Consider the following 22,199-nt stretch of genomic DNA (forward strand, 5'->3'; position numbering starts at 1 on the left):
TCAATCTGATTGGCTGGCGCGGGTTCAATAAAAGGGGCTGGCAGGGCCTTCACCCTGCCAGCCCTGATGACTTAGTTGCCGCGACTATCCCGCTTGTTCTGGGCCAGCTGCAGCTCGGGGTTGTCGAGCTTGGCCAGTTGCGGCATCGCCAGCTTTTTGAAGTTGGTCAGCTCGCGTCCGCTCAGGGTCTCTGCCTGCGGCAGGGTGAGGGTGCGCGGGTTCTTGTGAATGCCGCCCACCACGAATTCGTAGTGCAGGTGCGGGCCGGTGACGCGGCCGGTGCCACCCAGAGTGCCGATGGTCTGGCCCTGCTTCACCCGCTGCCCCTTGTTGACGGTGCGCTTGGAGAGGTGCAGGTACTTGGTCACATAGTTGCCAGCATGCTTGATAAAGACGTAGTTGCCGTTGAACTGGTTGTAACCGGCGGCCACCACGCTGCCTGAGCCCGCCGCCATGATAGGGGTGCCCACCGGCGCCACATAGTCGATGCCGTTATGGGGGCGGATCTTGCCGGTCACCGGATGGAGGCGGCGTGGGTTGAAGTTGGAGCTGATGTACTTGAAGTTGACCGGTGCACGCAGGAAGCTCTTGCGCATCGCCTTCCCTTCCGGGGTGTAGTAGTTGCCATCTTCATTGAGCACGGCGCGGTAGGCAGTGCCCTGGTTGACGAACTCGGCCGCCAGAATATCGCCAGAGGCGACCCGTTCGTCGTCGCGGAACTTGTCTTCATAGACCACCCGGAAGCTGTCTCCCGGCTGCAAGTCCTGGGCAAAGTCAATATCCCAGCCGAAGATGGCGGCCAAGTCCATGATCTGATCTTCGGTCATCCCCGCATCCACCGCGGCGCCCCAGAAGCTGGAGCGGATCTCGCCTTTGCTCACCTGTTCGCGGGTGTCGAGGGCGATCTTGACGTTGCGGGCGACAAAGGTCTCCTCCTTGCGGCTCACCTTGAGCGCCTGCTCCAGACTGTGGGGGTAATAGAGGCTGTGCAACTGGCCATCTTCGGTCAGCTTGAAGGTGAGCTCCTGCCCCGGTTGCAGCATCCGCAAGGGATCGCTGCCCTCGAGCTGATCGATCAGGTGCAGATCCGTGGTGCTCAGGCCAATGCGCTGGAAGATGACTCCCATGTTGTCGCCACGGCGTACTTTCACCTGCTTGGTGATATAACGCGGCTTGGGCGGGGTGACAGGCTGGGCGGCCTCGGCCGGCAGCTCGTCGTTCAGTGTGTTGTCGTTCGCCGGTTCCCGCAGGGCAATCTCGTTGCCGTTTTCATCGACCCGTGTTGCCACTGCCTGTTCGCTTGGCCAGGCAGCCAGCATCATGATCATGATGCTCAAGATCAGCACCATCTTGCGGTGCCAGTGGGGGAGTGCGTTGAAGGCGTGCCAAATAACCATGAGAAGCAGATGAAGTCGGGCAGAATGGACGGATTTTACAGCCTTTCCAATTGGCCCGCCATTCCAGTAATATGTTTGGCCCTGTGGAATCGTGATGGAGAGTCAAAAAATGTCCCAGCTCGAGGTGGCGCTAGCCGAGATCAAGCGCGGAGCGGAAGAAATTCTGGTTGAAGAAGAACTTGTCGCCAAGTTGAAGGAAGGGCGCCCGCTGCGCATCAAGTTGGGCATGGACCCGACCGCCCCCGACATTCATCTGGGTCATACCGTGATCCTCAACAAGCTGAAGACCTTCCAGGATCTGGGCCATGAAGTGATCCTGCTGATCGGTGACTTCACTGCCATGGTGGGTGACCCCTCCGGCAAGAACGCTACCCGTCCGCCGCTCTCCGAAGAGGCCATCAAACATAACGCCCTCACCTATGCAGAGCAGGCGTTCAAGATCCTCGACCCCGCCAAGACCCGCATCGAGTACAACTCGACCTGGCTGAGCGAGCTGGGTGCGACCGGCATGATCAAGCTGGCGGCCAAGCAGACCGTGGCCCGCATGATGGAGCGCGACGACTTCAAAAAGCGCTACACCGGCGGCCAATCCATCGCGATTCACGAATTCCTCTATCCGCTGCTGCAAGGCTATGACTCGGTCGCGCTGAAGGCGGATGTCGAGCTGGGTGGTACCGACCAGAAGTTCAACCTGCTGATGGGCCGCGAGCTGCAAAAAGATGCCGGCATGGCGACCCAGTGCGTGCTGATGATGCCGCTGCTGGTGGGTCTGGATGGCGTCAAGAAGATGTCCAAGTCCGCAGGCAACTACATCGGCGTCCACGACGCTCCGGGCGAGATGTTCGGCAAGATCATGTCCATTACCGACGATCTGATGTGGAACTACTACGAGCTGCTCTCCTTCCGTCCGCTGGCTGAAATCGAAGAGTTCAAGGCTGGTATCGCGGCCGGTACTCTCAACCCGCGTGATGTGAAGATCTGGCTGGCCAAAGAGATCATCGCCCGTTATCACGACGAAGCGGCGGCCGAAGCGGCTCACGAAGATTTCACCCAGCGCTTCTCCAAGAACGCCATTCCGGACGAGATGCCGGAAATTGAGCTGGCACTGGAAGGCGAAGGGCTGGCCATTGCCAATCTGCTGAAAGAGGCCGATCTGGTGGCCACCACCTCCGAGGCGCTGCGGATGATCAAGCAGGGCGCGGTCAAGGTGGATGGCGAGAAGCTGGAAGATGGCAAGGCACTCATCGGTGCCGGTACCGCCGTCTATCAGGTCGGCAAGCGCAAGTTTGCCCGGGTGACTGTCAAATAAGCCGTCGCATCAGGCAAGCCGGCCATCAGGCCGGTTCAAGCTTGTTCAACAGGGCCTCCTTCGGGAGGCCTTGTCGTATCTGGGCAGCACGGATCTGGGCAATGAAGTGCCGCAGCACGGCACTGCTTGGGTGTGGCCGTGTCGCCAGACTGATGCTGGTCATCATGCCGTTGCCCTCAATGGGGTGATAACTGACCCCGAGCGGGCGCAGCGCCGCCACCGAGCTGGGCACCAGAGTCACGCCAAAACCCGCCTGCACCATGCCGACGGTAGAGATCACCTGCGGGCATTCGGGCCCCAATATCGGCTCGAAGCCCGCCTCCCGACAGAGGCCCACGATGCCGTCATAGAGCCCGGGCCCGATGGCGTGGGGAAACAGAATAAAACTCTCGTCCTTCAGGCTGGCCAGTGGCAAGGGGCCCGGCTTGGCCTTGGGATGGCTGGTCGGCAGGGCGATCAGCAGCGGCTCCTGCTCGATAAGGTGATGGGCAAAGCCCTCGCTACCCCGGCAGGGGAGCCGCAAGATGGCGGCATCCAGCCGATCGTTGCGCAGCGCCTCCACCAGTGCCGGCATGGTGCCCTCCTGCGGGCTGAGGGCCACCTCGGGGTAGCGCTCCCGATAGTCGTGCAGCAGGGTCAGCACCGCGGGGTGGAGCACGGTGGAACCGGCAAAGCCGATCCGCAGTGCCCCCTGCTCGCCCCGGGCAATCCGCTTTACCTTCAGTTTTGCCGCATCGGCCAGCGCCAGGATCTGCGCCGCATCCCGATAGAGGCTCTCGCCCGCCTCGGTCAGCTCGACACTGCGGGTCAAACGGCGCAGCAGCGGGGTGCCCAGGGTCTCCTCCAGCTTGCGGATCTGCTGGCTCAGGGGCGGCTGGGCCATGTTGAGTGATTCGGCTGCGCGGGTGAAATTCTGCTTTTCAACAACGGCCATGAAGTAGCGGAGCGTACGAAGTTCCATATCGATTGAGTCTCAAAGTCATGGGATCAGCGTATTGGTGTTGAAATGTGAACCAAGTCACCATTGGATCCGAACGCTAACAGGATTCACGGTGGAGGTGAAACCCGAATGGAACATATTGCAACATCTGACAGTGCTGGGTGCAGCTGTGCCCTCGAAGTGAGCCAGCAGTTTTCCCGCTGGCGCAGGCAGCATGACGGTGGCGAGATCTACCAGAGTTCCCTGATGAGCGCCCTGCTGGCGGGGGTCTACGAAGGGGAGACCACCATGAGCGAGCTGCTGCGCCACGGCGACTTTGGCCTTGGCACCTTCAATCACCTCGATGGTGAGCTGATCGCCTTCGAGCGCCAGATCCACCAGTTGCGCTCCGATGGCTCGGCCCGTCCCGCCCGCGCCGATCAGAAGACCCCCTTTGCGGTGATGACCCATTTTCGCCCTTGTCTGGAGCGTCGCTTCGACCATCCCCTCAGCCGTGACGAGATCCACCAGTGGGTGGATCGGCTGGTGGGATCCGACAACGTCTTCGTCGCCCTGCGCCTCGACGGCCAGTTTGAGACGGCCAAGGTACGAACCGTGCCGCGTCAGGAGCCCCCTTATCGTCCCATGCTGGAAGCCATCGAACAGCAGCCGCTGTTCCGCTTTGCCGCGGTGGCGGGAACTCTGGTGGGCTTTCGCTGCCCGCCGTTCGTGCAGGGAGTTAATGTAGCGGGCTTTCACGAGCACATGATCACCGCCGATCGCAAGGGGGGCGGTCATCTGCTCGACTACACCATGGCCCACGGCACCCTGCGACTTTCTGTGGTGCGTCACCTCAATCTGGCCCTGCCATCGGATCCCGCTTTCCGGCAGGCCGACCTCAACCCCGCCGATCTCGATCGCGCCATTCAGGCCGCCGAAGGCTGATAGACAAGGAGCAATATCATGGAAAACAGACAGTGGAAGTGTGGTGCCGAGCTGGTGGTTCGTCATCTGGAGGCACAAGGGGTCAAGCAGGTGTTCGGGATCCCGGGGGCCAAGATTGACCGGGTGTTCGATGCGCTGGAGGACTCCCCCATCGAGACCATAGTGGTGCGCCACGAGGCGAACGCCGCCTTTATGGCGGCCGCCGTGGGGCGCCTCACCGGCAAGGCGGGGGTGGCGCTGGTCACCTCGGGCCCCGGTTGCTCCAACCTTATTACCGGGTTGGCGACCGCCACCTCGGAAGGGGACCCCATGGTGGCGCTGGGCGGTGCGGTGCGCCGTGCCGATGGCCTCAAACTCACTCATCAGAGCATGGATACGGTCAACCTCTGTCGTCCGGTCACCAAGTTCAGTGCCCAGGTCAACAGCGGGGCGGCGATCTCGGAAGTGATGGCCAACGCCTTTCGCGCCGCCGAGCTGGGGCGGCCGGGGGCGGCCTTTGTCAGCCTGCCGATGGATATCATCAACAAGCCGGTGCAGGGCAATGTGCTGGTGCCCCGCGAGGTGCCGGAGCCGGGCTGCGCCGATGAGCAGAATATGGAGCAGGCATTGACCCTGCTGCGCAACGCCCAGAATCCGGTGGTGCTGCTCGGCCTGATGGCGAGCCGGCCGGAAAATGCCGAGGCAGTGCGCGCCTTCCTCGACAAGGCGCGGCTGCCGGTGACCGGCACCTATCAGGCTGCCGGGGTGGTGGACAGCTGCCACTTCGATGACTTTGCAGGACGGGTCGGGCTCTTTAACAACCAGCCGGGGGATCAGCTGCTGGCTGGGGCCGATCTGGTGATCTGCATCGGCTACAGCCCCATCGAGTACGACCCCGTGCTGTGGAATGGCGATCGGGAGCGGCGCATCCTCCATATCGACGTGCTGCCCGCCGATATCGACAGTAGCTACTGCCCGACCGCCGAGCTGGTGGGGTCGATCCGGGCCAACCTGTTGCAGCTAACCCGCATCATGGGAAATCCGAAAATCCGTCCCCCCGAGGTGGATCGGCTGCTGCAAGGTGTGCGCCAGCAGCGGCTGCGACTGGCAATGCGGGCCGACGATCTGCACGGCAATCCGGTTCACCCCTTGCGTATCGTGCGCGAGCTGCAGGATCTGGTGCGCGATGACATGACTCTCTGCGTCGACATGGGCAGTTTCCATATCTGGATTGCCCGCTACCTCTACAGCTTCCGCGCCCGTCAGGTGCTGATCTCCAACGGTCAGCAGACCATGGGGGTGGCACTGCCGTGGGCTATCGGCGCGGCGCTGGTACGGCCGGGTGAGAAGGTGATCTCGGTATCGGGGGATGGCAGCTTTATGCAGTCGAGCATGGAGCTGGAGACGGCGGTGCGGCTCAAGAGCAATATCGTTCACATCATCTGGGTCGATAACGGCTACAACATGGTCGCGATGCAGGAGCAGCATAAGTATTGCCGCACCTCCGGCGTCTCTTTTGGCCCCATCGACTTCAAACGCTATGCCGAATCGTTCGGGGCGGCCGGGTTTGCGGTGCGCTCGGCAGACGAGTTGCGCGCCACCCTGCGGGCCGCGCTGGCGGTGGAGGGGCCTGCGGTGGTGGCGATCCCGGTGGATTACTCCGACAACCCGGGGCTGATGGCCCAGCTCAGGCCAGAAGTATTGGCATAAGTGTGGGCAGCAGTGCTGGCCTGAATCCCTGTGTAAGAGCAGGCAGACCCGCCCATATAGCAAAAACCGGTATCAATGGATGCCGGTTTTTTTATTGCTACGCGGGATGGGTGGCCTTAACGGGCCAGCTGGACGGCGGCGCGTGCGCGGGCCGGTTGTGGGCGCTGTTTGGCTTTTGGCGCGCAGGCCATTTTCAGGCGCAGCCACTCGCGCCACAGCAGCCAGCAGAGCGGCAGGGTGAGCAGCAGCACGGTCGCGGGCTGGGCCATCAGCACGCCATCACGACCCCACAGTTGCGGCAGCAGGAAGATGAGCGGCAGCAGCAACACGGTTTTGGCGATGGAGATGACCAGCGCCTGACGGGTACGGGCCATGGATTGCAGCAGCACGATGCCGAACATGATGATCCCCTCCAGCGGAATGGCGCCGAGGTTGAGTGTCAGGCTGCTGATGGCGGCGGCCAGCAGTTCGGGATCCTTGTCGCCGGTATAGAGCATGGCGACCTGTCCCGGCAGCAGCTGGATGGTGAGCCACACCAGCATGCCGTAGATAAAGGTGAACTTGAGCCCCATCTCCATCAGGTACTTGAGGTTGCGATGGCGCTTGGCCCCCGCCGCTTTGCTGATGAGCGGCTGAATGCCGAACGCCAGCCCCTGCAGGATGACGATAAAGACCGCTTCGGTGTAACCGGCCACGGTAAAACCCGCCAGATCCTTCACATTGCCATACACCATCAGCTGGCTGTTGTGCAGCATCAGCAGCAGGCCGAGGTTGAACTGGGCAATCAGGCTTGGCAGGCCGGTAAATAGCAGGTGCGGCATGGCGGGGAGGTTGGGCACCAGATCCCGCCAGCTGAGGCGCAGCCGCGCCCAGGGGGTAAAGAAGTAGCCAAGGCCGATCAGGCTCACCGCACCCTCTGCCATCAGGGTGGCTTGCGCGGTACCGATCAATCCCAGCCCCAGCCGACCCACCATGATGTAGTTGAGGATGATATTGAGCACTGCGCCGCTGCTCACCAGCACCATGGCCAGTTTCGGGCGACCATCGTTGCGCAGCAGATAGGGCACCGCCAGATTGCTGGCCAGCAGCAGGGTACCGCCGCCAATCCAGGTGAGGTAGTCGCTCGCCTGTTTCCAGGTCTCGGTGCCCTGTTCAATCCCCAGCCCCAGCAGGATATCGGTGTGGGTGTAATAGAGCAGCACCGGCGCAACGCCCCCGAGTCCGGCCAGCAGCCAGAGGGCGTTGACCAGCGCCTGACGGGCCAGCGTGTCGTTTTTCGCCCCTTGCTGGAAGGAGATGGCGGTGGCCGCCCCCATGCTGATCATGGCGGCCAGACCGATCAGCACCATGATGACCGGATAGACCAGGTTTATCCCGGCGAGGCCAGCGGCGCCGACATAGTGGCCGACGAAGATGCCGTCGATGAGGTAGTAGGCCCCCGAGACCAGCATGGCAAGAATGGAGGGGAGGGCGTAAGCCCAGAAGCGACGGGTCATGGCCCGTTGCCGCAGTGTTAAATAGGCAGACATATCTGTTCTCTCGGGGAGTTCGATTATCGAACAGCTAGTCTAGATTAATACTTATTTGGTGATAATCAGGGTTTCACTTGATGAATTGCTGAGTATTACTCACTAATCCGGGGTTTTGGTAGTGGGCCTTGAGCATGTCGATCAGGATGCGCAGGCCGCTGCCCAGTTGATGCCGACTGGGATAGAAGAGGTAGAAGCCGGCAAAGGTGGGGCACCAGGGCTCCAGCACGGTGAGCAGTTTCCCCTCCGCGACCTTCTGGCTTACCTCCTCTTCCAAACAGTAGGCGAGCCCCAGCCCCGCCTCGGCGGCGCCCAGATAGAGGGCAGGGGTGCTGGTGGTCAGCGGCCCGGTCACTTCAATCTCCAGCATGGTGCCGTCGGCGGCAAAGGCCCAGCGATAGTGGTGGTGCGGGGTGAGGCGATATCCGATGCAGGCGTGGCGGCTCAGCTCGCTCGGGTGCTCGGGCGTGCCGTGCTCCGCCAGATAGGCCGGGGAGCCCACCACCAGATAACGCTGGGGCGGGCCGAGGGGGATGCCGATCATCTCCTTGGGCAGCAGATCGCCATAAAAGAGCGCGGCATCGTAACCATCTTCAATCAGCCGGGGCATCAGCTCCTGCTCCACTACCTCCACCTGCATCCGCGGATAACGGGCCAGATAGTCGATCAGCACAGGTGCCAGCAGGCTGTCGATGGCGCCGCGCGGAGCGCAGAGCTTGAGTCGCCCTACCGGCTCGTCGCTGTTGCGGGCCAGCTCGCAAAGCGCCTCTTCCAGGGTATTGAGGGTGGGGAGCAGCTGTTTGAGCAGCCGCTGGCCCGCTTCTGTCGGCACCACGGCGCGGGTGCTGCGGTTGAGCAGTCGCACCCCCAGACGGGCTTCCAGCCCCTTCAGGCTATGGCTGAGGGCGGAGGCGGAGACCCCGAGTTCGAGGGCGGCCTTGCTGAAACTGCGGTGACGGGCGACGGCGGCAAACACCGCCAGTTCGGCGAGATCGGTACGGGTAATGGTCATCATCAATCAACAAAAAGGCGTGAGTCACAAGGGTACGCCAAGGCAGTGCTGCACACAATCCGCGCTAAACGGGTGGCTTGTTGCAAATATGTAGCTTCTCGCAGGCCATTGATTCCAGTGAAACTAAGTTTAATTGTTAAAAAAAACTCACAATAAGGCGCTTTGAGTGTGATCTTGGTCGTCCGAAAGGCGACCAAAATCAAACTTTGGTTGATTAATTCAAAAAAACGCTGTGATTAATAAGGGCATTTAATTAAAGTCAGCCCATCAAGAGTGGCGCACGTTAATCGGTTGTTAAGTGAGACGGGCGCCGACCCTCAGGGTCAAAATCTCGCACTGTTGTTTGTTGCAATCCTGTTGTCACAAGGAGTGATGGCCAGGTTGCCGGGGGGCGAGAGGTTAATATCAAGGACGGACAGCAGGCGTTCCAGGGAGATGGAACCGGGCCAAGGCCCGACCAAACAAGAATCCCATTTTCCTAGATGACAGGAACAACGTATGTCTGACATGAATATTGCAGCTGATGGTCGTTTAGCCAGCAACACCTCCCGCGGCGTCAACAAGGCCGATGTGGTCTGGATGCTGGGTCTGTACGGTACCGCGATCGGTGCCGGTGTGCTCTTCCTGCCAATCAACGCCGGTGTAGGTGGCCTGTGGCCGCTGGTTGCCATGTTGATCCTGGCGCTGCCGCTGACTTTCTTTGCTCACCGTGGTCTGACCCGCTTCGTGCTGTCCGGCTCTACCCGTGATGGCGACATCACTGAAGTAGTAGAAGAGCACTTCGGCAAGACCGCAGGCAAATTCATCACCCTGCTCTACTTCTTTGCCATCTACCCGATCGTGCTGATGTATTCAGTCGCCATCACCAACACCGTCGAGAGCGTGATTGTTCACCAGCTGGGCATGTCTGCACCTCCCCGTGCCGTTCTGTCACTGGCCCTGATCCTCGGTCTGATGGCGGTTGTTCGTCTGGGCGGCCAGGTTATCGTCAAAGCGATGAGCGTGCTGGTATTCCCGTTCGTGCTCACCCTGATGGGTCTGGCGTTCTACCTGATCCCGCACTGGAACGGTGCCATCATCACTGAAGCTCCGGCCCTGTCCGACGCCTTCAACGGTGACTTCATCAAGACCCTGTGGCTGGCTATCCCGGTAATGGTGTTCTCCTTCAACCACTCCCCGATCATCTCCTCCTTCGCGGTGGACAACAAAGGTCGTTACGGTGAAGGTGCCGAGAAGAAGTGCAGCAACATCCTGCTGGGCGCCCACGTCATGATGGTAATGACCGTTATGTTCTTCGTATTCAGCTGCGTACTGAGCCTCTCCCCGGCTGACCTGGCTGCTGCCAAAGAACAGAACATCTCCATCCTGTCCTACCTGGCCAACCACTTCGATAACCCGGTTATCGGTACTGTGGCTCCGCTGATCGCCATGGTTGCCATCAGCAAATCCTTCCTGGGTCACTACCTGGGTGCGCAAGAGGGCATGAACGGCCTGATGGCCAAGGCGCTGCGCGAGAAGGGCAAGAACGTTGACACCAAGCAGCTGAACAAAGTCACTGCCGTGTTCATGATCCTGACCACCTGGGCCATCGCTACCATCAACCCGAGCATCCTCGGCATGATTGAAGACCTGGGCGGCCCGATCATCGCAATGCTGCTGTTCCTGATGCCGATGTACGCCATCACCAAGGTTCCGGCCATGCGCAAATACGCTGGCAACATCAGCAACGGCTTCGTGACCATCATCGGCCTGATCGCCATGTCCGGTATCATCTACAAGCTGATTGCCTGATAACTCCGGTTACCAAGTTGAATGAAGAAGCCGCCTCGCAAGAGGCGGCTTTTTTTATGGCTGTTTGGGGCGGCGAGCGGATGCGGTATCGCTACTTCATCAGCTTCTTCACCTCATCGCTGGCCAGCGCCTTGTTGAATTTGTCCCGTGCCTCTTTCCCTTTGGCGGAGTTGGTAAAGCAGACGTGGAGGGACTTGTCCTCGAGGATCTTGCCGTTGAAGCCGAGGTTGGCGGCGACGTCCTTGAGCTGGGGATCGCTCTCCAGCAGATAGGTCATCACATTCTGGTCGATGACCGCCAGATCGAGCCGACCGTTGCCCAGTTTCAGCAGGTTCTGGCTGTCCGAGCTGGTGGCGTCGGCCGAGAGCGCCTTGCTGGCCACCTTTTCGTCGAACTCGGTGGTATTCACATAGCCGGTGACGACACCAATTTTCTTGCCCTTGAGGTCATCAAGGGTCTGCCAGGTGACTGGCTGATCGGCTCGCTGGGCAAAGCCGAGGGGGCCGTTACCTATGGGGTCAGAGAAGAGGCAACTGCTCTTGGGGTCGAGATACTCGGGGAAATAACCCAGTACCTCGGGGTTGTTGGTTGCCTCGTCCACGGCCCGTTGCCAGGGATAGAACTTGATAGTCAGCGGGTTGCCAGCCAGGGCAAAGGCTGCGGTCACCACCTGACTGCTCTTGCCCTGTTCAGGGAGGCTGGCGCTGGTGTAAGGGGGCCATTCAAGGCTGGTCAACACTGCCGCCTGAGCGGCCGACATGCCGAACAAGGGAAGAGTGGCCAGGGCGAGGTGCTTCCATTTCAGGCTCATAGGGATAACTCCTTGTGGTCAAACACCCCTTAAAGATAGCCCCCGGTGTCGATTGCGGATGCCGGCCATGGCTGACCGGCATCCGTGCCTCTATTTGTTGTCGATATTCTCCGACTGCCAGAGGGCATAGCCCTTGCCGGAGGCCGTGGTAGGCAGATCAATCTGCATCAGGTCGTTGCCGATGACAAAGGGGCCCGAGTAGCGGGCGCGCAGATCCTGCGCCAGATCCTTCACCCTGATCTTGCCGTTGAGGCCGATATGGCTGAACACGGTCAGCGCCGGTTTGGCTTCGTTCATTACCCGCGCCGCCTGCTCAGGGGAGGCGAGGTGACCGGCGATCGCCTTGTAGCCGGGGTTGGCCTTCATCTGTTCGGCAGAGGTCATGGAGACGCAGTGCACCAGCAGGTCGGCCCCTTTGGCCTGCTTCACCACTTCGGGGCTGTAGCGGGTATCGCCGGAGAGCACCACGCTGTGGCCGTGGTAGTCGATGCGATAGCCGAATGACGGCTTGATGTTGACCCCGTGGTCGTTGTCAAAGGCGGTTACCTTGACCCCGTCATGGTTGTAGACCACCCCGGCGGTGACCTCGTGGCTGTTGATCTCCACCCCATCCAGCGGCGTTCCCTCATCCTTGACCCGGGTGGCGATGTCGGTGGCGTAGGCCTGCTGCAAGCCACGGGCGAGAGCTGTGGTGCCTTTGGGGCCGTAGAGTTCCATCGGCGCGTGGCGCTGGCCATAGGCCGGTTGCAGCCAGCCGGTCAACCAGAGATCCGCCAGCCCGTTGGTGTGGTCTGAGTGAAAGTGGGTGAGGAAGAAGGCGTTGACCCGGCCGATGGGGATATGCAGCTGCCACAGGCGAGTGGCGGAGTTGCGGCCAAAATCGAACACCAGCTTCTGGTTGCCCGCTTCGACCAGGGTGCTGTAACCACCCCGGCTGATCTGGGGTACCGGAGTGCCGGTGCCGAGCAGGCTGACCCGAAAGATATCGTGCCGGGCTTGAGTTGCTGAGGCAGGGGCGTGGTTGCTGATAAAGCTGCTCTCGGCAGCCTGACTGGCGCCGCTGGCCAGCAGACCGACCAGCAGGGCGGCCAGATAGGTGCTTTTCATGGGAATTTATCCTGTGGGGAAGGGACGGCATCACTGTATTGGTAACTAAAGGTTGAATAAATTGGCTAGAATTCATTTCTTACTAAACTTTAGGTTGTGAATTAGGGCCCTGGTCGCGGGCCAAATGGCCTTGAAAAGGGCAAAAAGGAGGGGTTGTGGACCGATTGACCAGCATGCGTATCTTCACCCGGGTGGTGGATCTCGGCTCCTACAGCGCGGTGGCGAGCGAAGAGGGGATCAGCGCCCAGATGGTGGGCAAGCATGTGCTGGGGCTGGAGCAGTGGCTGGGGGGCAAGCTGTTTCACAAGACCACCCGCCAGCAGACCCTGACCGAACTGGGCCAGCTCTTTCTCGCTCGCTGCCAGCGGGTGCTGGAGGAGCTGGCTCTGACCGAGTCACTCACCCAGAACCTGCTGGCCGAGCCGGCCGGACGGCTGCGCATCGCCGCCCCCCTCAGTTTTGGCCACCACCGGCTGGTGCCGCTGTTGCCCGCTTTTCTCGACCGTTATCCCAAGCTGGAGGTGGATCTGCAGCTCACCCCCCGCTGGGTCGATCTGGTGGAGGAGGGGTTCGATGCCGCCATCCGCACCCTGCGCCCGCAGGATGAGGCGCTGATCGCCCGTCCGCTGCTGACCCAGCACTACCGCCTCTGCGCGGCCCCCGACTACCTCAATCGTCACGGCGTACCCCGTCATCCGGCCGATCTCGCCCGCCACCAGTGTCTGCACGGCAACTGGGGAGAGCACGAGCGCTGGCAGTTTGTCGGTGAGGATGGCCAGAGCGAGGAGGTGCGGGTCGCCTCGCGCCTGCGCATCAACCACTGGCCGGCGCTGCTGACGGCGGCACTGTCCGGGGCTGGCATCACCTTGCAGCCGGCCGAACAGGTGCGTGAGCATATCGCTGCGGGGCGTTTGCTGCCGCTGCTTGGTCGCTATCAGAGCCCGGCCAAGACCCTCTACTTCATCTATCCGGCGGCGCGGCGGCAGGTGCTCAAGATCACCCTGCTGGGGGATTTTCTGGCCGAGTCCCTGCAAGCTGAGCCCGAGCCTGAATAAAAGGCTGCATATTCTCGCCACCGCGCTTAACCATCGTGCTTAACAAAGGGGCGGAGCAGGCCTAACATGGCGGGATGTTTTTCTAGTCGGGACAAAAGGATATGTCTGGGTTGAAAAAGGATCTCGGGCTCTGGCAGGGGATGGGGCTGCTCGCCACCTCGCTGCTTGGCACCGGGATCTTCGTGGTACCGGCGACCGCCGCCTCGCTGGCGGGTGGGGCCTCGCTCTGGGCCTGGTTGCTGCTGATTGCGCTGGTGCTGCCCATCGCCTTTACCTTTGCTCGCCTCGGCCGTCGCTATCCCCATGCGGGCGGCGCGCCGCACCTGATCGGCCTCGCCTTTGGCAACGGCGCCGAGCGCTTCTCCGCCTTCCTCTTTCTGGCTGTGCTGCCGGTGGGGCTGCCTGCCGCCCTGATGATTGCCGCCGGTTTCTGGCACGCCCTGTTCGAGATGGGGGAGTGGACCCTTTGGGCCATCCAGTTGCTCACCCTGCTCGGGGTCTTTCTGCTGGGGCTGCGCGGGGCGCGCTCCTCCGGCAACCTGCAACTGTTGATAGCGCTCGCCATTCTGGGGCTCACCCTGCTGATCTGGTTCAAGGGGGAGGTGAGCTGGCGCGATGCGGCCCGGCCGCTGCCTAGCGCGGATGAGTGGCCCCCTATGGCCACCGCGCTGGCGGTGATGTTCTGGTGTTTCGTCGGGCTGGAAGCCTTCGCCCATATGGGTGAGGAGTTCAAGCGGCCGGAGCGGGACTACCCCATCGCCCTGCTCGGCGGGGTGCTGCTGGCGGGGCTTATCTACTGGGTGCACTCGCTGGTGGTGCTCAAATATGGCCTCTACGGCGATGAGGCGAAAAACGCCACCGCCATCCCCTCCCTGCTGGCGCTGCTGTTCGGCCCCACCGCCAAGTGGCTGGTGGCGGTGCTCGGCTACCTCTCCTGTTTTGCCAGCATCAACATCTACATTCAGGGCTTTGCCCGGCTTATTTGGAGCATGGCACGGGAAGGCAAGTTGCCCCCCTCGCTGGCCGTGCTCACCGCGCGCGGCGCGCCGCTGCGGGCGCTCGGCCTAGTGCTCGCCATCTGTCTGCTCTGCATCACCCTCATCATCTGGTTGCGACTGCCGCTCGATGAGCTGATCCGCTACGCCAACGGCAACTTCGTGCTGGTCTACCTGCTCTGCATGGCGGCGGGCTGGCGTCTGCTCGGCGGGGTGGGCAAGGGACTGGCGGGCGTGAGCGTACTGCTCTGCGCTCTGGTGCTGGTGGCACTCTCCACTCAGGTGCTCTATGCGGTGGTGCTCAGTCTTGGCTACGGCGGCTTCTCGTTGTGGCGGCGTCATCTGCGCCGCAGTCGTCAGCAGGATGCGCTCCCGCTGGCGAAGTAACGTCTCCCCGATTGTCGAAGAAATGAGAAAGCCCTGATGTTCAGGGCTTTTTGATTCCGGCATATGGGATGTTCATATGAATACTAGTTGGCACGCTATTTGCCGAAAAGTGCGGTGTCGGATCAACTCAACGGCGATTTATAGCCAAAAAAAGTGGGATCCAGCTCCCGTTTTGCTTAAAGTGATCCCTTCCGATCCCGGTGGTCGGAATGCCCGCAAGGATGCCCTTCAGACGTAAACAGGATGGCCTGGCCAGACTGACTCTCAGAGATGTGATTGCTTCGGTTCTCTTTTTATCTGTCACCTGTGGTGATAGCGCCTTGTTCCGTTCAGTCAGCCCGGGTTTTGCGTCTCTCTCATCGTGCATTGTCACCATCTGCAGCGAGTGAATCATGAGCGAATCGGTTTTTGAGATCCACGACTGGACCCTGAGCGTTGACGACAACATGCTGTGTCGCCCCGACCGCGAGGTCTACCTCGAACCCAGACTGGTCAATCTGTTGCGGTTTCTGGCCCACAATGCCGGCACCGTGTTTGGTCGCGATGCCCTGATCAACGAGGTGTGGGATGGCGCCGAGGTGACCGATCAGGTGGTGACCCAGTCCATCTTCGAACTGCGCAAGATCCTCAAAGATGGTCGCACCGATGCGACTGACTATATCGTCACCGTACCCAAGCGCGGCTACAAGCTGGTGGCACCGGTGCGGCCGTTGCAGGTGGTTTCTGTGGTGATGGCGGACGAGCAGCCCGCGGTCAATACCGCTCTCTCCGACAACCCGACGCTCTCCGATCTGAGCCCGCCAGCGGCTCTTCAGGATGATGATGCACAGCCCAATGTCGCCCCTTTTCCCGCCGGGCCCCTGACCCGTGCCATCTCCACCCATGCCAAGGATGCTCGCAGCCGCTGGAAGATGGTGAGTTTCGATATCTTCGTTGCCATCGTGCTGATCGCCATTGTCAGCATGCTCAGCTACCAGCACACCAGTCCCCAGGTACACGCCATGCTGGATCCCAATCTGCTGGTGTTCCGCTTCCACTCCGGTATGGATGACAACAACGAGAACGTGCGCCTCGCCGATGGCATTACCCGCGCCCTGATGGGGGAGGTGGCGGTGGCTACGCCGCTGCGGGTGCAGTACGGCGCCACCACTCTGATGGGGGGCATCATGCCCGGCAAGGAGTTGAGTGTGCGGGTCACCCGCCAGCCCCGTGGCACCTATCTCGATCTGGAGTATCGCAATATCAATACCAACCGGGTGCTGTTCAGCCATCAGTACCAGCTCAGTCGCCACAGTGTGCACGGTGTGTTGCAGGCCAGCAGCCAGGATCTGCTGCGCGCCCTCGACCAACCCGATGCCGAGCCGGGGATGGGCTGGCCCACCGATGATGCCTCCCTGATGGCGATGATGGAGGCTCACTACTACACCAACAGCCGGGATCCGGTCGCCCTCAAGCGTGGTATCGAGCTGCTCGAAGAGGCGCTGGCGCTCCAGCCTGATCAGCCGCTGCTGCTGGCGGAGCGCTATCTGGCCGGTGAGGTGCTGGCCACCCTGGCTGGCAAGTCCGAGAGTGAGCGACTGCAGGAGGTGGGAACCCATCTCGCCCGCGTGGTGCAAAATGGCGGCGCCCTGCCATCCCGGGTGTGGGAGGCGCTGGCGCTGCAGGCGGTGCTCAACAGCGAGCAGCAACAGGCGAACTATCTGCTGGAGCAGGCGGCAAAACGCGGCCGCTCGGTGCTCTATTACATACTGCAGGGCAAGCTTGCGGAGCTGGATGGCCGTCCGGAAGAGGCGGGGGACGCCTACAGTCAGGCCTTCCTGATGGAGGCGACCGAGCAGACCTATCTGCTCTGCCAGCAGCTCGGTTTCTACAGCAATATGGAGACCCTCACCCCGGCACTGTTCGATGCGCTGGGTCAGAGCAAGGTGAAACTCTTCTAATCCTGCCTCCTTTGTTGCTATCGGTATGACGGCAATCCTTTCTCTCAGGCCACCTTCGGGTGGCCTGAGCCGTTTCTGGCCGCCTTTTATCAGGCTTGCGACTCCTGAAAAGAGGCTATCTGCAAGCCATATCGTGGGGAGCTACCCCGGGTGAGCTTCCGGCGAACCGTGCCGGGTACATCGTTGGTTCTAGTCGTTTTTTCGCATCATCCATTTCCTGCATTCCTGCATTCCTGCATTCCTGCATTCCTGCATTCCCGTGCTTCCTGCTATCTATGTCCAGCCGGAGTGAACTTCTTCCGATTGCGTCATTTGGCGTGTGTGGCCATGACGCCGCACGGGTTGCCAACAGCGAATTGAGCGAGCCGATCACCCTGGAGCGGCAGAGCTGTTGCCATTCAGGGGGAGGGCAAATTCCATAGCAGATGGCACTGACGGCGATGGGATTGGCCGGGTCGATGAGATGGGCAGGGCGGGCGAGAGCGGGGGCGGTTCTGTGCGAGCCCCTTTATCCCGGGGTTATCGCGGGAAAAATATCAAGACGGCGAGATAAAGGGGTTATCAAGGCGAAAAAACCGGGTCACTGGATATCAAGGTTTTATCAAGAAAGCTCGAATAGTCATCATCAATTTACTGTTTTTAAAGGTTTTTTATCGAGTTGGTGAAGGGGGTGAAAAAAGTTGCCTCATATTTTTATCCGTTAGCTGCTCCTTATGTTTTTCGGGGACGAGAGGCCTAGTCTGTGCCCATTCGTTGGCCGGACGTTGTGCCAACTGTGTATGTGACGACCCGACCTTTTTAAAGACCCGGAGATCTTATGTCCCTAGATACGAGCAAGAAGATCGGCCTTATCGCCTGTACAGGTGTAGTGGCCGGCAACATGATGGGGAGCGGTATCGCACTGCTGCCTTCGGCACTGGCCAACATAGGTTCCATTTCTGTATTCAGCTGGGCTATCTGTCTGGTAGGCGCCATGGGCCTCGCCTTCGTTTTCGCCCGCCTCGCTACCAAGAACCCGCAAGAGGGTGGCCCCATTGCCTACGCCGGTGAAATCTCTCCGGTATTCGGTTTCCAGACCGGTGTGCTCTACTACCACGCCAACTGGATCGGTAACCTGGCCATCGCCATTACCGGCGTCTCCTACCTTTCGGTCTTCTTCCCCATTCTCAACAGCCCGATCCCGGCCGCTGCAGCCACCATCGCCGCCGTCTGGATTTTCACCTTTGTTAACCTGCTTGGCGGTAGCTGGGTGAGCCGACTCTGTACTCTGGGTCTGGTACTGATCCTGCTGCCGGTGGTGGGTACCGCTCTGGTAGGCTGGACTCACTTTGACAGCGCCGTCTACAGCCAGAACTGGAACACCACCAGTGGCAGCGACCTGCATGCGGTCATCAGCGCCGTGCTGATCTGCCTCTGGTCTTTCGTTGGTGTTGAATCTGCCGCCGTCTCTTCCGGCATGGTGAAGAATCCCAAGCGCACCGTACCGCTCGCCACCATGCTGGGTACCGGTATCGCGGGTGTTATCTACATCCTCTCTACCCAGGTGATCAGCGGCATGTTCCCGGCCGGTGAAGTGGCTGCTTCCGGCGCCCCGTTTGCCATGGCCTCCTCCGCCATCTTCGGTAGCTGGTCTGCACCTTTCGTCTCTGCCTTCACCGCCCTGGCCTGCTTCACCTCGCTCGGTTCCTGGATGATGCTGGTGGGCGAGGCGGGCAAGCGTGCCGCCAACGACGGCAACTTCCCGAAAATCTACGGTGAAGTGGACAAGAACGGCGTGGCCAAGAAGGGTCTGATCCTGGGCTCCCTGAAGATGACTGCCCTGATGATTGGCCTGACCGCCTTCACCTCCCAGTCCGCTCACGCTGCCGATCTCTTCAACGTGCTGACCACAGATGCGGTGCTGCTGACCATGCTGCCCTACTTCTACTCCAGCATTAACCTGATCCGTTTTGAAGGCATGACCTCCCGCAGCATCGGCGCCATGATCTTCTCCGGTGTGGCCTGCGTCTTCTGTCTGGTAGCCCTGATGGGCGCCAAGGGTTCCAACCTCACAGCTACCTTCGTGGTGTCGCTCATCATCCTGATGTTCTACGCCAAAAAACTGGGTCTGCGTCAGCACGATGCCCTGCTGAACGAACAACCCAGCAACTGATTTCCCCTTTTATCTTCCGAGCGCTCTTCACTCACCATCCCTGATGGAGAGCGCCCCTTTACGTGTGGAGCATTACGATGAATATCATTGCCATCCTCAACCACCTCGGCGTTTTCTTTAAAGAAGAACCCATTCGCCAGCTGCAAGCCTCCCTCGAGCGCAAGGGTTTCGAGGTTGTTTATCCGGTCGACGTCGCCGACCTGCTGAAACTGATTGAGAAGAACCCCCGCGTTTGCGGCGCCATCTTCGACTGGGACAAATACTCTCTGGGTCTGTGCAAGGAGATCCACGATCGCAACGAGAAGCTGCCGATCTTCGCCTTCGCCAACGACCAGTCCACTCTGGATATTCACCTGACCGACCTGCGTCTGAACGTGCACTTCTTTGAGTACCGTCTCGGCATGGCTGACGACATCGCCCTCAAGATGGGTCAGGCCACTCAGGAGTATCAGGACGCCATCCTGCCGCCGTTCACCAAGGCACTGTTCAAGTACGTGGAAGAGGGTAAATACACCTTCTGTACTCCAGGTCACATGGGTGGTACCGCTTTCCAGATGAGCCCGGCCGGCAGCATCTTCTATGACTTCTACGGCCCGAACGCGTTCAAGGCTGACGTCTCCATCTCCATGCCGGAGCTGGGCTCCCTGCTGGATCACTCAGGTCCGCACAAGGAAGCCGAAGAGTACATCGCCCGTACTTTCAACGCCGATCGCTCCTATATCGTTACCAACGGCACCTCCACTGCCAACAAGATCGTCGGCATGTACTCCGCGCCGGCCGGCAGCACAGTGCTGGTTGACCGTAACTGCCACAAGTCGCTCACTCACCTGATGATGATGAACGACGTGACGCCGATCTACTTCCGTCCGACCCGCAACGCCTACGGCATTCTGGGTGGTATCCCGCAGAGCGAATTCAGCCGCGAGACCATCGCTGCCAAGGTTGCCGCGACACCGGGTGCCCAGGCTCCCCGTTACGCCGTCGTCACCAACTCCACCTATGATGGCCTGCTCTACAACACCGGCTTCATCAAGGAGAGTCTGGATACCCCTTACATCCACTTCGACAGTGCCTGGGTGCCTTACACCAACTTCAGCCCGATCTACGAAGGCAAGTGCGGCATGAGCGGCGAAGCGATGCCGGGCAAGGTGTTCTACGAAACCCAGTCCACCCACAAGCTGCTGGCGGCCTTCTCCCAGGCCTCGATGATCCACATCAAGGGTGACGTGGAGGAAGAGACCTTCAACGAAGCCTTCATGATGCACACCTCCACCTCGCCGCAGTACGGCATCGTGGCCTCTACCGAGATCTCTGCCGCCATGATGCGTGGCAACACCGGCAAGCGTCTGATCAAGGACTCCATCGATCGCGCCATCTCCTTCCGCAAAGAGATCAAGCGTCTGCGTGATCAGAGCGAAGGCTGGTTCTTTGACGTATGGCAGCCGGACAACATCGACACCGTCGAGTGCTGGAAGCTGGATCCGAAAGATGACTGGCACGGCTTCAAGGACATCGATGACAACCACATGTACCTGGATCCGATCAAGGTCACTCTGCTGACTCCGGGTATGGGCCGTGATGGCCAGCTGCTGGAGAAGGGCATCCCTGCCTCTCTGGTCTCCAAGTTCCTGGACGAGCGCGGCATCGTGGTCGAGAAGACCGGCCCTTACAACATGCTGTTCCTCTTCTCCATCGGTATCGATCAGTCCAAGGCGATGCAGCTGCTGCGTGCCCTGACCGAGTTCAAGCGTGGCTACGACCTGAACCTGACCATCAAGAGCATCCTGCCGAGCCTCTATCGTGAAGACCCGAGCTTCTACGAAGGGATGCGTATCCAGGAGCTGGCGCAGCGCATTCATGAGCTGACCAGCAAGTACCGTCTGCCGGAGCTGATGTTCAAGGCGTTCGACGTACTGCCGGAGATGAAGATGACTCCGCACGCCGCATGGCAGCAAGAGCTGGCCGGCAACGTGGTGGAAGTGCCGCTGCGTGACATGGTTGACCGCATCAGCGCCAACATGATCCTGCCGTACCCGCCGGGAGTACCGCTGGTTCTGCCGGGCGAGATGGTGACCCAGGATTCTCTGCCGGTGCTCGAGTTCCTCGAGATGCTGTGCGAGATCGGCGCCCACTACCCGGGCTTCGAGACCGACATCCACGGCCTCTATCGTCAGGCCGATGGCAGCTACACCGTCAAGGTGCTGCGTTAATCACAGTGACAACAACGGGCCGCAAGGCCCGTTTTTCCCTCCGGAATTTCTCTTTTCTTGCGTGAGTCATCATGAAGCGAGTGCTCTCCATTCAATCCCATGTGGTCTTTGGCTGTGCCGGCAACAGTGCCGCCGTCTTTCCCATGCGTCGCCTCGGCATCGAGGTGTGGCCGATGAACACGGTGCAGTTCTCCAACCACACCCAGTACAGTGAGGGGTGGCAGGGGATGGTGATGCCGGCGGGCCATATCGCCCAGCTGGTGGATGGGTTGGCGGAGATCGGTGTGCTAGCCCAGTGCGATGCGCTGCTCAGCGGCTACCTCGGCTCGGCCAAGCAGGGGGAGGAGATCCTGGCGGCGGTGGCCCGGCTCAAGGCATGCAATCCCGGCGCCCTCTACTTCTGCGATCCCGTGATGGGTCACCCGGACAAGGGGTGCATAGTGGCACCCGGCGTCGCCGATTTTCTGAAAAACCGGGCACTGGCCTGCGCCGATATGCTGGCCCCCAATCTGCTGGAGCTGGAACAGCTCACCGGCCGCGATATCCGCAATGTGCCGGAGGCTATCGAGGCGTGCCAGCAGCTGCGCGCGCAAGGGGTCAAGCTGGTGATGGTCAAGCATCTGGGCAAGGCCGGCTTTGCCATGGACCGCTTCGAGATGCTGCTGGTGTGCGATGAGGGGACTTTTCACCTCTCCCGCCCGCTCTACCCTTTTGCCCGCCACCCCATCGGGGTGGGGGATCTGCTGAGCGCCACCATGCTGGCCAATCTGCTGGCGGGTTGTACCCCGGTAGCGGCGTTCGAACTTACCAACGCCAGCGTTGATGCCGTGCTGTCCCGGACCTGGCTGACGGGGGCCTACGAGCTGCAACTGGTGGCGGCCCAGCACGAGATGGCGCTGCCGCAGGTCTCCATTCGGGCGACCCGCCTCTAGGCTATTTGCGTCAACAGCA

Annotated in this window: 16 protein-coding genes; 10 read left to right on the forward strand and 6 right to left on the reverse strand. The window is 60.7% G+C overall.

What is annotated here, in order from left to right:
* Positions 1-71: 71 nt before the first annotated feature.
* A complete protein-coding gene (locus I6L46_RS01610; protein WP_216977215.1) occupies positions 72-1,397 on the reverse strand; it encodes a peptidoglycan DD-metalloendopeptidase family protein in 1,326 nt (441 codons plus the stop codon).
* A 109-nt stretch (positions 1,398-1,506) separates the two neighbouring features.
* On the opposite strand from I6L46_RS01610, the gene tyrS reads away from it, so the two are divergent.
* Positions 1,507-2,706: a tyrosine--tRNA ligase gene (tyrS, locus tag I6L46_RS01615; protein ID WP_005347884.1), complete on the forward strand. Its 1,200-nt coding sequence runs from the start codon at positions 1,507-1,509 to the stop codon at positions 2,704-2,706.
* Positions 2,707-2,731: 25 nt separating this feature from the next.
* On the opposite strand, the gene I6L46_RS01620 is transcribed toward tyrS, so the two are convergent.
* Positions 2,732-3,667, reverse strand: a complete 936-nt coding sequence (locus I6L46_RS01620) for a LysR family transcriptional regulator (protein WP_042055179.1) — start codon at positions 3,665-3,667, stop codon at positions 2,732-2,734.
* 108 nt (positions 3,668-3,775) lie between these two features.
* On the opposite strand from I6L46_RS01620, the gene budA reads away from it, so the two are divergent.
* Together budA and alsS are read left to right on the forward strand one after the other, a co-directional pair.
* Positions 3,776-4,570, forward strand: coding sequence for an acetolactate decarboxylase (gene budA / locus I6L46_RS01625; RefSeq protein ID WP_005338506.1), 795 nt, complete (start codon positions 3,776-3,778; stop codon positions 4,568-4,570).
* Between the two features lie 18 nt (positions 4,571-4,588).
* Complete coding sequence (alsS, locus tag I6L46_RS01630; protein ID WP_216977216.1) at positions 4,589-6,259, forward strand: acetolactate synthase AlsS; 1,671 nt, start codon at positions 4,589-4,591, stop codon at positions 6,257-6,259.
* A gap of 116 nt (positions 6,260-6,375) precedes the next feature.
* On the opposite strand, the gene I6L46_RS01635 is transcribed toward alsS, so the two are convergent.
* Positions 6,376-7,788, reverse strand: a complete 1,413-nt coding sequence (locus I6L46_RS01635) for an MATE family efflux transporter (RefSeq protein ID WP_139746490.1) — start codon at positions 7,786-7,788, stop codon at positions 6,376-6,378.
* 73 nt (positions 7,789-7,861) lie between these two features.
* Positions 7,862-8,800, reverse strand: coding sequence for a LysR family transcriptional regulator (locus tag I6L46_RS01640; protein ID WP_042055187.1), 939 nt, complete (start codon positions 8,798-8,800; stop codon positions 7,862-7,864).
* A 498-nt stretch (positions 8,801-9,298) separates the two neighbouring features.
* Between I6L46_RS01640 and I6L46_RS01645 the strand changes: the two genes are divergently transcribed.
* The gene (locus I6L46_RS01645) at positions 9,299-10,591 is read left to right on the forward strand and encodes an HAAAP family serine/threonine permease (protein WP_005338498.1); all 1,293 of its coding nucleotides are present in this window, start codon (positions 9,299-9,301) and stop codon (positions 10,589-10,591) included.
* 91 nt (positions 10,592-10,682) lie between these two features.
* Here the strand turns inward: I6L46_RS01645 and I6L46_RS01650 are convergent, their stop codons facing one another.
* On the reverse strand, positions 10,683-11,402 hold the full coding sequence (locus I6L46_RS01650) for an ABC transporter substrate-binding protein (protein ID WP_216977217.1): 720 nt from the start codon (positions 11,400-11,402) through the stop codon (positions 10,683-10,685).
* Positions 11,403-11,492: 90 nt separating this feature from the next.
* The gene (locus tag I6L46_RS01655) at positions 11,493-12,509 is read right to left on the reverse strand and encodes an MBL fold metallo-hydrolase (protein WP_203118244.1); all 1,017 of its coding nucleotides are present in this window, start codon (positions 12,507-12,509) and stop codon (positions 11,493-11,495) included.
* A 155-nt stretch (positions 12,510-12,664) separates the two neighbouring features.
* On the opposite strand from I6L46_RS01655, the gene I6L46_RS01660 reads away from it, so the two are divergent.
* The 6 genes from I6L46_RS01660 (at position 12,665) to pdxY (ending at position 22,180) form a co-directional block, all read left to right on the forward strand.
* Positions 12,665-13,564, forward strand: a complete 900-nt coding sequence (locus tag I6L46_RS01660; RefSeq protein WP_216977218.1) for a LysR family transcriptional regulator — start codon at positions 12,665-12,667, stop codon at positions 13,562-13,564.
* A 101-nt stretch (positions 13,565-13,665) separates the two neighbouring features.
* Positions 13,666-14,946, forward strand: coding sequence for an L-methionine/branched-chain amino acid transporter (gene yjeH, locus I6L46_RS01665; protein ID WP_216977219.1), 1,281 nt, complete (start codon positions 13,666-13,668; stop codon positions 14,944-14,946).
* A 392-nt stretch (positions 14,947-15,338) separates the two neighbouring features.
* The gene (gene cadC / locus I6L46_RS01670; protein WP_216977220.1) at positions 15,339-16,886 is read left to right on the forward strand and encodes a lysine decarboxylation/transport transcriptional activator CadC; all 1,548 of its coding nucleotides are present in this window, start codon (positions 15,339-15,341) and stop codon (positions 16,884-16,886) included.
* Between the two features lie 817 nt (positions 16,887-17,703).
* Complete coding sequence (gene cadB, locus I6L46_RS01675; protein ID WP_041208134.1) at positions 17,704-19,038, forward strand: cadaverine/lysine antiporter; 1,335 nt, start codon at positions 17,704-17,706, stop codon at positions 19,036-19,038.
* A 77-nt stretch (positions 19,039-19,115) separates the two neighbouring features.
* Positions 19,116-21,248, forward strand: coding sequence for a lysine decarboxylase CadA (locus I6L46_RS01680; protein ID WP_043849356.1), 2,133 nt, complete (start codon positions 19,116-19,118; stop codon positions 21,246-21,248).
* A 71-nt stretch (positions 21,249-21,319) separates the two neighbouring features.
* Positions 21,320-22,180, forward strand: coding sequence for a pyridoxal kinase PdxY (pdxY, locus tag I6L46_RS01685; protein WP_216977221.1), 861 nt, complete (start codon positions 21,320-21,322; stop codon positions 22,178-22,180).
* The last annotated feature ends 19 nt before the right edge of the window (positions 22,181-22,199 follow it).

Origin of the sequence: Aeromonas sp. FDAARGOS 1416, from assembly GCF_019048085.1 — a bacterium.
Classification (GTDB): domain Bacteria; phylum Pseudomonadota; class Gammaproteobacteria; order Enterobacterales; family Aeromonadaceae; genus Aeromonas; species Aeromonas veronii.